We start from the raw sequence: 15674 nt of genomic DNA on the forward strand, positions 1-15674 counted from the left end.
CCCTCAGCCAGAATCTAGGTCACGAGCATATGCGAACAACCGAGGAGCACTATGGTCAGTTGGATGACAAACGCCGCCAGGAGCTCATCGAGGCAATGCGCTTAAGGCCGAAATTATCCGAACACGATAGCTTTGTGGAGCTATATCAAAATGCACCAGCTGAACGGCGCGCACTGGCGAGGCAAATTCTTGAGATGAGATAAGAAAAAAGGAGCGAAAGCCCGAGTACCGCGCCTCTCGATCCCATTGTTTGAACCGTCCCGGTTCAAGCCTATGAGATCTCTTCCGCATTTCCGGCGCTCCGCGCCGCCTGCCTGAGCTCAACTGGACCTCCGGCACAGCGGAAACCGAGATTGCCGTTCCGAAGCGACGGCCCGAACCTGCTGCGATAAGCAGCGCGCACGTCCCGGGCGTCGTCGCCCCAGGAACCGCCCCGGAACACCCGGAGCACGCGGCGGAGGTCTGAAAATATATCTTGCCAAGCTGAGGCATCGCTTGGCGCGGCCTCAAAGCTGTCATGCCATTCATCGGCGCACCATTCCAATACATTGCCCAGCATGTCATATAGGCCAAAATCGTTTGGCTTTTTGCCTCCAATGGATTGGGTCTGACCGCCCGCATTTTCGGAGTACCAAGCAATTCGGTCAAGAAGTGCCCGGTCCACCTTTTTATCCTCGAAGGAGAGTGATCCGGCATAAGTTGCTTCACTGGTCCCGGCCCGGCAGGCATATTCCCACTCTGCTTCACTTGGTAGTCGAAGGCTCAACCCGGACACCAGATTATTCATGCGCGTGCAAAATTCTTGCGCGTCCTTCCATGATACCGATTCGACCGGCCGTTCAGGGCCTTCAAAATGACTGGGATTATTATCCATAACGGCCACCCACAAAGCCTGGGTGACCGGTGTATCAAAGAGCCAAAATCCATGTTCAATGGTTCGGTCATGCTGGGGACCTTCGTCAGCCCATCGGCCCGACTCATCCTCAGGTGATCCCATCAGGAACTTTCCGGGCGGGATCCAGCGAAGTTTCTGGGTGACATCGACAACAGTAAGCTCGGCAAAGACACCAAATTCATCTTGGCCCCAACCGCTGGCCCAAGATGGCGGGAGCCCTGTTTCAAGGGGATGGCGAGCTGGCTCAATCCATTGCCCCTCATATTCAAATGGTGCTTGAATCAGATTTTCAGACCCGGTGGCATCAGACATCTGTGTTCCTGTTTTCATGCGGTTTCTGGTCCAAGGTCTGACGGATTGTTGGGATCATCCCAACGGTCGTTGTCTTGCCTGGAATCACTATCTCCTATGCTTGGGAAATGGCCGTTTGATACGCCCCCTGATACTTCCCTCTGCCCTTTCCGTGCTGGTCTGGCCTGATCCGCGCGGCTCCGCACGCGCGTCACCGGCCAGCCCGCCTCCGGCGCTCCGCGCCGCCTGCCTGAGCTCAACCGACCGTCCGGCACAGCGGAAGCCGAGATTGAAGTCCCGGCCCGACGGCTCGATCCAGTAGCGAAACGCAGCGCGCACACCCTGCGCGTAGTCGTCCCAGGAACCGCCCCGGATCACCCGGCGCACGCGGCCTTCACTATCGTGGCTTGATCCATCACCTTGCCAAGCCGAACCGTCGCTTGGCGCGCCCTCATAAGTGCCATGCCACTCGTCAAGGCACCATTCCCACACGTTGCCCAGCATGTCATAAAGGCCAAAAGCATTTGGACGTTTCAAACCAACAATCCGGGTGCCCGCCTTTTGATCCTCCGGATACTGCTTTTCATCCCAACCGGAGGTGTCAAAACCTTCTGCCAAATCATAGCCGCGCCCACTGTTGCCCCCATACCAGGCAATCTCATCCAATATGGGCGCATTGCGCTCTCCCAAAATCTCCATTTGCCCGGCATAGGTTGCCGTTTGCGTCCAACCGCGGCACGCGTATTCCCACTCTGCCTCACTTGGCAATTCGAAACTCAAATCCGGGATCTGCGCCGTTAGTGCAGTCGCGAAGTCACGCGCCATTTTCCAATCCACTTGTTCAACGGGCCGCCTTGGATGTTGAAATCTGCTCGGGTTCTGTCCCATCAGAACATCCCACAGGTCTTGCGTCACGGGCGTATCGAACAGCCAGAACCCCTGAGCAATCGTCACTTCGTGCTGCGGACCTTCCGAGTTAAATCTACCCGGCTTATCCTCAGGTGTTCCCATCATGAACTGGCCCGGCGGGATCCAGCGAAGCCTTTGTCGGACAGTTTCGATCTTAAAGTCCGCATAAAGTCCGAACCGGTCACGACCAATAGCATGAGCCCAGTCCGGCTTGGTCATCGGCTCAAGCGTTAACACTGCCTTGTCCGTGCGGATCTGCATGCGGCGGTTTGGAACACCGTTTTCCAGCGGGATTATGGCTTGCGGTTTGGAAGGGTCTACCACCGCACCACTGCGCATGGTTGTATCACCACCCGAAAGCCCACCCGTCTGCGCCGCGCCCTGCTCCACGCGGCTCCGCTCGCGTGTCACCGAACGAGGCTTGCCGGGCTCCGCACTTACCCTGGCGCTCCGCGCCACCGGCTTGCCTGGCTCAACCCGACCTCCGGCACAGCGGAAACCGAGATCGTCGTACCGGTACGACGGCTCGAACCCGTTGCGATACGCAGCGCGCACATCCCGCGCGAGGTCGTACCAGGAACCGCCCCGGATCACCCGGTCCTCGCGGCCTTCACGATCGTGTCTTGATGCATCGCCTTCCCGAGCCGACCCATCACTTGGCGCGCCCTCATAAGTGTCATGCCACTCGTCAAGGCACCATTCCCACACGTTGCCCAGCATGTCGTAAAGCCCAAAGGCATTTGGATGTTTCAAACCAACAATCCGGGTTCCCGCCTTTTGATCCTCCGGATACTGCTTTTCACTCCAATCGGAGGTGTCAAAACCTTCTGCCAAATCATAGCCGCGCCCACTGTTGCCCGCATACCAGGCAATCTCATCCAATATGGGCGCATTGTGCGCTCCCAAAATCTCCATTTGCCCGGCATAGGTCGCCGTTTTCGTCCCACCGCGGCACGCATATTCCCACTCTGCCTCACTTGGAAGGCCAAGGTTTAAGCCGGGCAAATGTTCATTCAACCGCGTGATAAACGCGAGAACATCTTCAAAGGACACGGAGTCCACCGGCCTGTCAGGATGCAGAAACTCACTTGGATTCGCCTCCATCACGGCGCCCCAAAGCGCTTGAGTAACCGGCGTGTCAAACAGCCAGAAGCCATGCTCGATGGTCCGCTCATGCCTCGGCCCCTCATCATCGTACCGGCCAGGTTCATCTTCTGGTGAGCCCATCACGAACTGACCTTGCGGTATCCAGCGCAGTTTTTGAGTGACGCGCCGAACCTCGTTTGAGAGGGTAAGTCCGTCTTCGCTTGTTTCAAGATTGTGGCCGATGACCGAAATAGTGGCCCATGCCCCGAATGCATCCACGCCCCAGTCATCTGCCCAATTCGGTGCAATCCCTGCTTCCCAGAACTGATCTGCCGGAAACATCTCCGCCGCCCGCCAGTCAGACAGGTCCACGACACCATTCCTGCTGGGAAGGGTTATGAGGGGGCTGCCGGGCTCTTGATCGGGGTTGTCCATGGAAGCATCGACGACGAACCCTTGTTCGCCCAAGCGCAAGTGCACATGCCCCACATCCACATCTGACCTAACGATTTTGGCGGGAGCGACCGGGGGTATCCAGCCTGGGTCATAGATCCGCCGAACACTCGTTATGGCATTTCTGAGTGACGTCTCACATTCCAAGGCATGACTGGAAATACGGTCGCTGACGCCTGATAACCAAGCGCGTTGCCGTCGGCCATTTTCACCCGATTGATCTGTTGCTGTCGTCGCCATGTGCTCAAAGAAGCTGCGAGCGGTTTCAAGGTCACTCCCGTAGTTCTGGTCCTTTTCCGATAATACGGCCTTTGTTTTCTCTGGCAGGCCGAGAAGCTCTTCAAAGTAGATTTCATCGGGCAACCGATGCCGCCAAAGCCTGATGCATTCGAATGCTCTGCATTGCTCGCGTTGATCCAGTCTGGCAAATCGATTGCGATAGTATTTCGCGGCTGTTTTGGAAAAGGAGGCTGCGTCCAGCGAGCGGCCGGACAATGCATCATGCTGCCAAAAAGCAATTTCCAATCCGACTCCACTTTGTGGAAAAAAAGACGTTCGCAGCAGCCTCAACAGTCCGACTTCAACGCGAATGGCAGGCGATGCCAGTTTGACGAGCTTTTCAAGCGCCTGCTGCCAGTTTTGATCCGTTCTCCTACTTCCCGAACGCATTTCCCAGGAGATTGCGGACCAAATCCGCTGTTCTTTATCGGACAGGTCGGAAAGGAACCCGGGATAAACCACCACTGTGGCCTGTTCGGCCTTGATGAACTTCTCGCCAAGTCGGTTCCACATCTTCCTTGCTGGCGATAGCACTGGCCCGAGCTTTCCAAGATCACCGAGTAGCAGAAGCGGCCCCAGCTCTGGCCTTGGTCCCCCAAGTTGTCGGTTTTCGCCATTGACCGGCGAAATCTTCCCGGATTTTTCATTGAATACGTAGGGAATGATTTCGGCTTGGGGCAAGGCCACCTGCAACATGGTCATAACATGAAGCTGATCTTCCCAGATCGGCACAAGATGTCTGCTTCGATCAAAGACAACCTGAATTGTCTGGGGTGGGGCTGATCTTTGCTTTCGGGGAATTTTATCCATCGCGCGACTTTGAGCCAGCAAGCGCACGGTCTTTTTCACATCAGGCTTTAAAGACTTTCCCTGAACCGTAAGTCTTTTTTGCAGCTCCGGTATCAAGACAGCTGGATTGGCAAGCATTTGCCGTTCGGGAGGCGTCTTTGGCCTGTTTTCCCAGAAAACCGGCCCGGTCTGGCTCTCCTCCAATTCCCTTGTGTCTTCTTTTTTCTTCTTCTTATTTTCGATCGGCAAAAAATGCGACGGCACCCAAAATGGTATCGGAGCAAGTGTTTGGTTTGATGCAACAGCGCTTTCCGTCGAGCCTATTTCTTTATCGGATTGATCCGGTTCGCGGCTTTCGTATGGTCCTGGCGGTTTCGGGCCCTTTCTGGGGTGCCACCCAAACCCCAACGCTTCGGCAACCAACGTGATACCATCTTCTTGCAAATCTTCGCCAGCAGCCCCGATGCGCACCAGATCAGCGCGGCTTCGCTGAGACAATCCCTGCCTACCGTTCTTTTTCTCGGCTTCGATCATTTTATTAGCCGTCTTTCGATTCCGGGTGCTTTCGGTAGAAAAAGTCCTTCAACTGCTCCAGTTTCCGCACCTGCTCCATCGCATCGCCGAAGCTGATATCTTCCACAGCACGCAGGAGGTCGAGATATTCCGCAAGGCCGGGAAGCGGTTCCCATTGCTTGGACTTTGCCAGAACCCGGTCCTCAATCAGCATTTCTGCCGCGGCCTCATAGGCCTCGTTTCGATCGGTTACCGAACCGAAATGAGCTCCAGCCCGCTGAACCAGATAAGATTTCAGTTTTTGCGGGTCATCAGGCAGTTTGATGTCATGAACCACACAGCGGCGCAGGAATGCGTTTGGCAGGATCCTCTCCTCATTCGTGGTGATGATCACGAGAGGCCACGTTTCTTCGCTGGTTTTTACCGGGCTATCGCGACCGGGGACAAAGAACTGCCGTGAGCCGAATGCTTCGAGAAGGCTGTTGGGAACCTCGGCCCCGGCCTTGTCGATTTCGTCGATCAAGATGACGACGCCATTTTGCGGCGAACACTCTTTTGTGGGTGGATCGAGCTCAGCAACTGCAGACTTTGTCGCCTGATCTTTCGCGGTCTCCCAGTCAAAAGCCCACCAAAGCGCACCCGGCGCAATATAGTTGTTGCGGACACGAGGATCGCATGCCGCTATTTCTGATGAAGGCGAAATGGTGCCCGGACCTTGTCCATATGCATTGAAAATCTGCGCGTCCGCCAGTCTCCTTACAGCATCTTCATGCCAAAGAATGTCATTCGGCTCGGTTAGCGCATTCACCACATGTTGAACGTAAACACGGCGCAACACAATTGCAGCGGCCATGGCAAGTTGAGACTTGCCGACACCAGGTTCGCCGCGCAGCAACAAGGGCCGACGGGTACTCAATGCAGCTTGAACGGCCGCGATGTCGCGTGGCTCGAAGACATGAGCATTTGGAACGTAGTAGGAGCTTGTTCTGTTGTTGAAATAGACCGGTTGATCTGGCGGTGGGCTGAACTGGATCATGATGTCGACTTTTCGTAAATCATTGAGACGTAGATGGGTTGGAGCCTGTCATCGTCATCGAATTCCTTTTCCGGGTCGACAACGTAGAAATCCATCCAGTTGATCCGCGTAGCCTGATCCTGCCACTGCGAAAGGCGGTCTTCGGAAGCACTGGACTTGTCGATCAAAAGGTAAGGCTGTCTGTGCCCCGGTGCTCTTTGATCTGTTTTCATTCGCCGATCGACCGCCTGACAAAAGCGATCGCGGTAGGTCTTGTCGCCGTCTCGCTCAATATAACTGTTTACCAGCCTCTTATTGGCAGACTTGCTGATACAAAACGCGATGTCCTCTCCCTCCATGGCTCCCATGTCGCCGATGAGGCTGTTTGCCTGCTCCTCGAACTGCATGCCGTGTTCAGGTGGCCATTCGCAGCAGGCAGTGCCTACAAGCCGGTTATCAGTAGTGTGTTTCAATTCGATGGGGCGCCCCTCAAGACCGGCAGCAATGAGTTCGGCGGATGCTTCAAGATAAATTCCAGGATCCAGAAAATTATGATCGGAAAAGACGCGTCGCTCCCGAATTTCCCTGATTTCTTCGGCAAAGATCCGCGCCGGGAAAATCACATTTGCTATCCGCTTTCCTGCATCGACAAGCGGCCCGTTTGCGGGCGTTTCGGCATAGAGGCTGCGCAGGCGCTCGGCCAGGTTTTGCGGGTCAATATCAATGATGCTTCCGGCAAATTCTGATGCGTCGAGGTCTGCGTCTTCGTTGACGAGGTGCTTCGCCAACTGGCGGCGTTCACGGCTGCCAAATCCAGTGTAAAGCTGCCTCAAGTCGCTTAGCAGTCGCTTTGAGTCATCTTGTTCGGGAAAGAGTTTCAGATAGATTTCATCCGCTATCTTGCCCGCGTTGTAATCTCGCTTTATCGCTTCAAGAATTTGAGCGATGGAAGACGTAACCAGCCGATGAGACTCGCCGTATCGGATGTTGCTCCGGATGAGGCCAATAACCCTTCCTTCATGTTGAACAGCTGCACCGGAAATACCCGCAAACGGCTTTTGCACGTATCCGGCATGTTGCTCGCTTGGACTACGAACAAGCGCTTGTGGAGAGGTGATATCTGCTTCAAACCGTTTTTCATGAAGTGGATTTATTGACCCCGCAACCGCTATACCCCTCGGCTTTTGCCCATCCCGATTTGCAATCCTTGGAAAACCAACACACGTAAACTGGCTGCCGGAATTGGGAATAGCCTCGTTCAGCCTTACCGGTGCGATATCTGCCGGTAGCAGGGAGTCGCTACACGCGATCAATGCCACGTCCAGATCCTTGTCCAGCCAGACGACCCCACGATCACCTGCCTGGTAGTCAGCGACACGATGCGGCTTATAGGACTGTGTCACTTCATTTGCTTGTAATATATGGCCATGGTCTTCCCTGTTTGAATACCACCAACACAAGCTAATTTCACCGAAGACCTGCCCCCTCTGCTCTACCTCGCAAACGACCGCGACCACATGCCCGGCAGTCATGATTAGGCCGGGTGCAACCGGAAAACCGGTCCCCCTTCCTCCGCCGCATTCAATCAGCACTGTGTAGTCGATTGCATCATTGGACATCAGAACCGGCCCAAAACCTCTCACTCAAATTAGTCCATTACCAGCGCTCGTCTCCCGGATCACTGACACTCTGTTTCTTTGAGAATTTCGCGGCGCTGGGCACAGGTAAGCTGGCCAGGAATGCGCTCAAAAACCTGGTCCAGCAAAGCCTGCGAGACTGGTGGCTGAACAACGAAACTGTCTTTGTCTTCAATTTGTTCGTTCAGGACCGGAACGATGTTCCACAACCGGGTAGTACCATCCGCAGAAGTCGTCAGAGCACGTGTTCCATCCGGAGAGAACGCTACATGTGTTACAGTATCCTCATGACCGCGAAGAACAGCTAACTCAAGACCCGTTCTACTGTCCCAAAGGCGTGCTGTCTTGTCGACAGAGCCGGTCAAAATCCGTTTCCCGTCTGGAGAATATACTCCATGGGAAATTATGTCCTTATGGCCTAGGAGAATCGCTATTTGACGACCAGTACCCGTGTCCCACAATGTGCCTGCAGAAGACATGACAGGCAACGTGAACGCAAATTTTCCGTCGGGAGAGAGAGAGCCATGCAAAGAAACTGAGCTTTTAATTACAATGATCTCGCGAGCTGTAGCAGCATCCCAAATTTGTGCGTACCCATTGGCTGATAACGTAAATATAATAGCCCCGTCGGCAGAAAACTCACAATGAAAAACTGGGCTTAAGTGATGGCTGAGAACCGCTTCTTCGACACCAGTTTCAGCATTCCATAGTCGGCCAGTGCCATCTTTTGAAACCGTGAGCACGCGCTTGCCATCAGGTGAAAATGTACCATGCAGCACATCGGCACCATGCCCAGTGAGAACGGCTTTCCCAGCACCCGTTTCAGCATTCCAGAGTCGGCCAGTGCCATCTCTTGACACCGTCAGCACGCTCTTGCCATCGGGAGAGAAAGTGCCATGTAGCACATCGGCACCATGCCCGGTGAGAACGGCTTCCTCGACACCCGTTTCAGCATTCCACAACCAACCAGTGCCGTCTTTCGATACCGTGAGCACACGCTTCCCATCAGGTGAAAATGTACCATGCATATCGACGGTATGAGGCCCGCGAAAAACGGTTTCCTCGATACCGGTTTCAACATTCCATAATTGGCCTGTTCCTCTGAAAGATACTGTCAAGACGCGCTCCCCGTCTGGAGAAAACGAACTGCTATGTAACCCTAAGGGTTCAACAGTATAAACCGCCGTATCGCGTCCACTTTGCGCATCCCAGAGTCGAGCCGCCTCATCATAGCTCACGGTCAGGACGCGCCTTCCATCAGGAGAGAAAGCGCCATGTAGCACATCGGCACCATGCCCGGTGAGAACGGCTTTCCCAGCACCCGTCTCAGCATTCCAGAGTCGGCCAGTGCCATCTCTTGACACCGTCAGCACGCTCTTGCCATGGGGTGAGTATGCACCGTGCAGCACTTCGTCACCGTGTCCGGCGAGAACGGCTTCCTCGACACCCGTTTCAGCATTCCACAACCTACCAGTGCCGTCTTTCGATACCGTGAGCACACGCTTCCCATCAGGAGAGAAAGTGCCATGTAGCACCGAGCGAACATGCCCGGTGAGAATGGCTTTCCCAGCACCCGTTTCAGCATTCCAGAGTCGGCCAGTGCCATCTCTTGACACCGTCAGCACGCTCTTCCCATCAGGAGAGAAAGTGCCATGTAGCACATCGGCACCATGCCCGGTGAGAACGGCTTTCCCAGCACCCGTTTCAGCATTCCAGAGTCGGCCGGTGCCATCTCTTGACACCGTCAGCACGCTCTTGCCATCGGGTGAGTATGCACCGTGCAGCACTTCGTCACCGTGTCCGGCGAGAACGGCTTCCTCGACACCCGTTTCAGCATTCCACAACCTACCAGTGCCGTCTTTCGATACCGTGAGCACACGCTTCCCATCAGGAGAGAAAGTGCCATGTAGCACCGAGCGAACATGCCCGCGAAGAGTGACTATCTCGATACCAGTTTCAGCGTTCCACAACCTGCCGGAAAAATCCGCAGACACAGTCAAAATATGCTTCCCGTCAGGAGAAAACTCGCCACGGAAAACCCGGCCTCCGTGACCACTTAGAACTGCCAATTCTCTACCCGTATCGACATCCCAAAGTCTGCCTCTTTCATCATCACCGACAGTTAATATGCGCGCACCGTTCGAAGAAAATACACCATGAATAACGCCGCCCTTATGCCCACGGAGAATACTAGGACTGGCATGCAAGGATTGGTAAGCGCCGCTTAGTGCGTTCAGCGCAATGCTCTTTTTCTGTGCGTGCTCGGTATTAAAATATCGAGGGACAACGCCTTTCAACAATCTGATTGCATCAAAATTTCTCGATTGAGTAAGCAACTGATCTGCAATGGCCGCTGCAAATATGGACGCCTTTATTTCCGATCTTTGCTTTTCAGCATCAGCTTCCGCTCGCGCTTTTTCAGCCTTATTCTTCTCAACCTCAGCAAGTGCAGCGGACTGAAGCGCATCTATGGCGAGTTCTTCAGCGCGCGCTCTTTCCCTCTCTGCGAACGCTTTTTGGGCTTCAGCGGCAATACGTTGGGCTTCCGCGGATCGTTTTGCATTTACGGCTTCGTCCCTCGCCTCTACTGCAGTTTTTTCTGCCAAAACGGCGGCCTGCTCCTTACGCGAAAGTTCTGCTAGCCCCCAAGTCGCCCCTGTCAGCGCAACCGCCAGCACAACGGTCAGGCCGATGCCGAGCCTGTGCAGCCAACGGTCGCGTTTTCTGTTCTTTTCATTTTCGGCATTATCCACATCACGGGAGGTTTCGATGAACTCAATTTCTTGATTGTTCAAAAATGCCCGCCAATCCTCCAGCCTTCGCAAGGATTCCTGTAAAGGCCCCCCCTTCAACACATACCCATCATCTCGTTTTTTGTCGTAATAGAGCGCCGCATCATTTCGCAGCCGTTTCGCCCATTGGGTAAAGTTTCTGTTCTGGTCGACCCAGTCCCGCAACTGTCTCCAATGAGAAAGAAGCGCTTCATGGGCGACTTCAACAGTTTGATCGGCCGAAACACTGCCGGTGGACCGATCTCCAACATCTGACAATGCGGAAGCTCCGCGAATTATCAAAAGCCGGGCCTGTGCTAGCTTGCATGCAGCGGACCAAAGCTCTTCGTCATCCAGTTCGTGACGGCTGACAACGCGCCTTGTTGCTCCGCCTGTCTCACCTGGCTCGATCAGGCGAAAAAAAAGCTTTCGTAACAAGAGCCCATCGTTGTCTTTCTTGAAATTTTTAGCCACGAACCCGTCTGCATATCGGTTCAATGCGCCGCCAAGCTCGCCCAATTCCTCGTAGCTTTCGTGTGAAAGTGAACGATCTTTCATATCGTGCCACAACAGTTGCAGAACATGTTGCAGCAGCGGCAGGCCACCGTCCTCCTTGCCAGCGTCATCTGCCAATCGATCAACAAGGTTCTCTCCAGATGCCGGATGGTGCCTGAAGGGCACCTTGAGGGCTTCCGCGGGCTTCCGGATTGCGTCACACAATTCCTGACGCGTCATGTTGGACAAGGACACTTCGCCATCGGCCCGACAATCAATGAAAGACCGGTGCGGGATCAGCTTGTCCTGAAAATCAGCCCTTATGGAATAGCACCACTGGATCGATGGAAATGAATCCAGAGACGCTGTTTCTGCAATCAATGTGCGGAAATCTGACGCAACCTCCTGGAACTCGGTTTCCTTGTTTTTTTTGTTGCTCGTGTCACCTGTCGCCACCTCTTTTTCGGTGTTTGTGAACAGTTCTTCAAACTGATCCACATAAATGAAAAGGCGCTCCGCGCTATAGCTTTCGAGGATGGCTGTGGCTTGCTTTCTTAGCTCCTCAGCTGCTGCTTTCCCTTGTTGTTCGCGTAGCCTTTGATCAATTTTGTCTGCAGGTTTCAGGAGCTCAATTGGTGAAAAGGTGGGGTGCTTTGCTTCAGACAGTGCCTTTGCCAATGCAGCCTGCGGATCCCTGCCAGGCCGCATTTGCAAAATTATGCAGCTACCTTCCCGGCGTAAACGCGGGATCAGACCCGCCTTGATTACGGACGACTTTCCCGCCCCGGATGCAGCTGACACTCCAATGATCGGGTGCGTTTTGGCCTTTTCGACCAGCTCGTCAATGAACCGGTCACGCCCGAAAAAGAAGTCTGCGTCAGCTTCCTCGAAATCCCGCAGCCCTCGATAGGGACTGGCGATCTGCGGACATGCCCTCCAAATCTGTTCGGTGGGAATTGCAAATGCGAGTTTGCCGTTATCGCCGTCGTCCAGCGCGACAACCATACCGACAATAATTCGCTTTTGACTGTCGAAAAATGCCCCTCCACTGAACCCGGAAACAACAAAACTCTCAATGTCGGTATCTGGCGTGAAAGATGCCCATCCGCCAGCATGAAGCCCCTGTAAAACCCCGTTTGCAAACCTGCCGTCAAACTCCGAATACCCAAAAGCGGTAACCTTCAAATTGGATGGGGTTATCGGTTTGAAGTGTTCGGGCTTTACCACTTTCATTTTTGCCGGGAGGGGATCCAGTATCTTCAGAAGTGCCAGATCAAACGGTGTTTTTGCATCATTCGTCGGATCACGTAGATCCATCGGCAGGCGTGGCCCCGCCCATTCAATTATTTCGGCGCGATATAGCTTTCCACTCGTGCAAAATGGCAAAGAGAAATAGATAAGCGGTTTGCCCTGGTCCTCGGTGTCCAAGGAGTTTGGATGCCTTCGAAGTGTGTTTGGCTTGACCGACAAACACGCATTGATGACGTGCGCACAAGTCAGCAAGACGTGCCCGTCTTGTTGGGTTTCAATAATTGTCCCCGTACCGCAAAACTCTTTTCCGGACGCCCTTACATGAAGACGTGCAATGGGCTCCTGCCACCCCCCACTCATGACAGCACCTGCATAAAATAAAATATCAGCAAAAATAACGCTAAGTCACTTCTTGGTAATTTCCAAGCCTTGCTCAATCAAAAAATACATAATCTGACAAGTCATTGTTTTACTACACCTTTCCCTCAATAAGAACAAGCGCCCACACACGCCTCCCGCAACGCACAACAGGATATAACTTTACGTATACAGAGGCATTAAACTAACCTGCAATCTGGTTATTTCTAAATCACGAGATTTTATTCGGGTGGCATTTTAGGAAACTGGAGGGGCAGATGTCGGGGGTTTGGCAAGCCAATATTGTACGGCTGCTATCTTGCATTCCTGAAGCTGACGGAAGGCGTAATATTTGCGGAACGGGTACGTTGGTTCTCACTGAACAGGATGAGCTATGCGTTCTTACTTGCGCCCATGTTCTGAACGACTGCCGAGGCAAAAGACAGTATTTCCCCGAGCGTCCTGATGAAAACGAAGTCTTCTTTTTCGACCTTCCCGCTGTAAATAGTGAAACAGTTTACCAAGCTGTTGTTCTGGAATGGTCAAAACCTGCCATAGACGCAGATCGCGTCAATCACAAGACAGCTGATATTGCCCTTTTGAGATGTGCGAAAGGGATCAAAACTCCGGTAAAACCATACGGGCCTGACGACTTCAAGTCAGCCAAAGAGCAAAATCCGACTGTTCATACCTTCGGGTTTGCAACAGATGCCGGCATTTCCGGATCTGGACAACTTGCCGGGCAGGATGCAGCAGGATGGTCTATCTTAAAAGACGCTGGAACAATCACCAGTGGCTTTAGCGGCGCCGCAGTGTTTGATGCAAACCGTTCCAAAATCATTGGAATGGTTGTTTCAATTCGCGAACGTGTTGGCACAAAGGATGTAGATCTCACCTTTGTTCAATCAGTTGAGCACATTCACAAGGCATGTCCACAATTGGCGCGGCCTTATCGTGGGCTAAACGATTACGATGAAGAGCATGCCGCCTATTTCCATGGCAGGAAAGAATTCGCTCAGTTGCTCCGATCCAAGCTGGAGAAACACGTCATTTGCGGCGTTTCGGCAGCGTCCGGTGCAGGCAAATCCTCGGCCGTGAAGGCGGGACTGTTCCCAATCCTTCGGCAGGAACGAAACTGGCTGATCCTGCAAATGCGACCGGGCGCAGATCCTTGGTTTTCCTTAGCAACTGCGTTGCAGCCGTTGACAGACCCTGGTGGCAATGTCTCGGAGGTGTTGGACAAACGGCGGACGCTTGCCAGTTTATTTAAATCCAAAAGCGGCCCAAGCGATTTGCAAACCTTGTTTACCATGCTCGCAAATCAGCACAGTGGGATTCAACACATCCTGATTGTTGTCGATCAGTTCGAAGAACTCTTCACGATATCCAATCATACCTTTACGACAGAAGCGGAAGAGGAGGCTTGTGAACCAGACGCAATCAAACGCGCACCTCCTGCTGACTTTCGCGACTTCATGATCGCAACAGCACGTTTGGCCGACTTGCCATCGCTCCAGTGGCTTTACACTTTGCGGGCTGATTTTGGTGGGCCTGCTTACAAGCATCCAGGGTTCGTGGATGCCCTCGGCGATGGCGAAGTCAAACTGGCAAACATGAGACCTGAAGACCTCCGCGACGCCATTGTTAAACCGGCTAAACACCTTGGTGTGGAGTTTGAATCGGGCAATCCCCCCTTGTCGGAACGTATCGCCGATGCGGTAGAGACAACACCAGATTCACTCCCTCTGTTATCCCACTTGATGGAAGCAATGTGGCGCAGATTGCGACATAGGACCCTGCATCACCATGACTATGATGAACTCGGCGGACTTGAGGGCGCCTTAAATCAGCATGCTGAACAAGTTTATCGGAAGTTTGCGGAGAAGGGCGATGGAGATGCCGTCCGCAGACTGATGTGTCGATTGGTCGTCCTGAAACTTGACGAGACAAATGAGCCAACAAAGCGAACGAGAAGTCGACAGGAATTAGGTGAGGAGCTGTGGGATGTAGCTAGCTTCCTTGCAGAAAACCGCCTTCTGATTATCCGGCGACAGAACGCTCCAACCAATCGATTTGACGCGGAAGAGGAGAACGATCTTGAAGCCCAAACCGTGGAAGTCATTCACGAGGCGCTCTTACGCGGGTGGGCGCGACTTCGGAATGAGTGGATAGCTGATGATCTGAGATTTCTGAAATGGCAGCATTGGCTGGAAGGTAAAATCAGGGATTACAGAGACAGCCAGAACACAGCGGACCTTCTTCAATCGAACAGACTATCGGAAGCCATCAACCGGCTGGAAGAGCGAAAAGATGACCTGTCTGAGGAAGAGATCAACTATATTCAACTGTCAGCCTCAGAGGATCAAAAAAGGCGGGAAGATGAACTAGCCCTCTCAAGGGAAAGGGAAAAAACCGAACGCGCACTCAGAGAAGAGGCTCAAAGGCAAGCAGGGGAAGCACGGAAGCAATCTCGGAAATCGGATCGATGGACAAAAATCGCCTCGGTGGTTGCAATCTCAGCAATTATTCTATTTCTCGCCGCTGTCTATTTTGGGGTCTCCAGTTTTTCAAATCAGAAACTGGCTGAAGACCGTACCACCCAATCTGAAACAAACAAATCGATTTTCGCTGTAGCTCTTGCTGACCAGCTCGTTCAGCAGAATAAAATTGTGACTGCTATTCAAGTCTTGAAATCCGCTCTACCAAGTAATTGGAACAAGAAGTTACTTGATCTCAGAGCACACGCTTATCACAGTTTTTTATACTTGAACTCCAAGCTGCCGCATCTTCATACTACATTCGAGGGGCATAAAGACTGGGTCTGGTCCGCCGTCTTCTCAAAGGATGAGACATTCGTTCTGACCGCCTCAGATGACACCACGGCAAAGCTATGGAGCGTTGAAACCGGAAACCTCGTCAAATCTTTCGAGGGG

General features: G+C 53.3%; 8 protein-coding genes. 3 read left to right on the plus strand and 5 right to left on the minus strand.

Features of this window, described 5'->3' with window-relative positions; translation table 11 throughout:
• Nucleotides 1–203 (plus strand): hypothetical protein (locus tag F0155_RS23710; RefSeq protein WP_208999416.1); only part of this gene is annotated, 203 nt, incomplete at its 5' end.
• A 68-nt stretch (nucleotides 204–271) separates the two neighbouring features.
• Here F0155_RS23710 and F0155_RS22205 read toward each other — a convergent pair.
• Nucleotides 272–1207, minus strand: coding sequence for a formylglycine-generating enzyme family protein (locus F0155_RS22205; RefSeq protein WP_150526763.1), 936 nt, complete (start codon nucleotides 1205–1207; stop codon nucleotides 272–274).
• A gap of 87 nt (nucleotides 1208–1294) precedes the next feature.
• Nucleotides 1295–4615, minus strand: a complete 3321-nt coding sequence (locus F0155_RS22210; protein ID WP_150526764.1) for a formylglycine-generating enzyme family protein — start codon at nucleotides 4613–4615, stop codon at nucleotides 1295–1297.
• A 214-nt stretch (nucleotides 4616–4829) separates the two neighbouring features.
• Here F0155_RS22210 and F0155_RS22215 point away from each other — a divergent pair, with 214 nt between their 5' ends.
• Nucleotides 4830–5042 carry a hypothetical protein gene (locus tag F0155_RS22215; RefSeq protein WP_150526765.1) on the plus strand — a complete coding sequence of 71 codons (213 nt, stop codon included), beginning with the start codon at nucleotides 4830–4832 and terminating at the stop codon, nucleotides 5040–5042.
• 198 nt (nucleotides 5043–5240) lie between these two features.
• On the opposite strand, the gene F0155_RS22220 is transcribed toward F0155_RS22215, so the two are convergent.
• From F0155_RS22220 to F0155_RS22230, 3 genes are read right to left on the minus strand one after another with little or no spacing between them, the layout of a single operon-like run.
• Complete coding sequence (locus tag F0155_RS22220) at nucleotides 5241–6251, minus strand: AAA family ATPase (protein WP_150526766.1); 1011 nt, start codon at nucleotides 6249–6251, stop codon at nucleotides 5241–5243.
• Nucleotides 6248–7849 (minus strand): S1 family peptidase, encoded by a 1602-nt coding sequence (locus F0155_RS22225; RefSeq protein WP_150526767.1) that lies wholly within the window; start codon nucleotides 7847–7849, stop codon nucleotides 6248–6250. The genes F0155_RS22220 and F0155_RS22225 overlap by 4 nt, the downstream gene beginning before the upstream one ends.
• A gap of 59 nt (nucleotides 7850–7908) precedes the next feature.
• Nucleotides 7909–12744, minus strand: a complete 4836-nt coding sequence (locus F0155_RS22230; protein WP_150526768.1) for an nSTAND1 domain-containing NTPase — start codon at nucleotides 12742–12744, stop codon at nucleotides 7909–7911.
• A gap of 275 nt (nucleotides 12745–13019) precedes the next feature.
• Between F0155_RS22230 and F0155_RS22235 the strand changes: the two genes are divergently transcribed.
• On the plus strand, nucleotides 13020–15674 hold a 2655-nt coding region (locus F0155_RS22235; protein WP_192913865.1), incomplete at its 3' end, for an nSTAND1 domain-containing NTPase.

This window comes from Roseibium sediminis (assembly GCF_008711325.1).
GTDB lineage: Bacteria > Pseudomonadota > Alphaproteobacteria > Rhizobiales > Stappiaceae > Roseibium > Roseibium sediminis.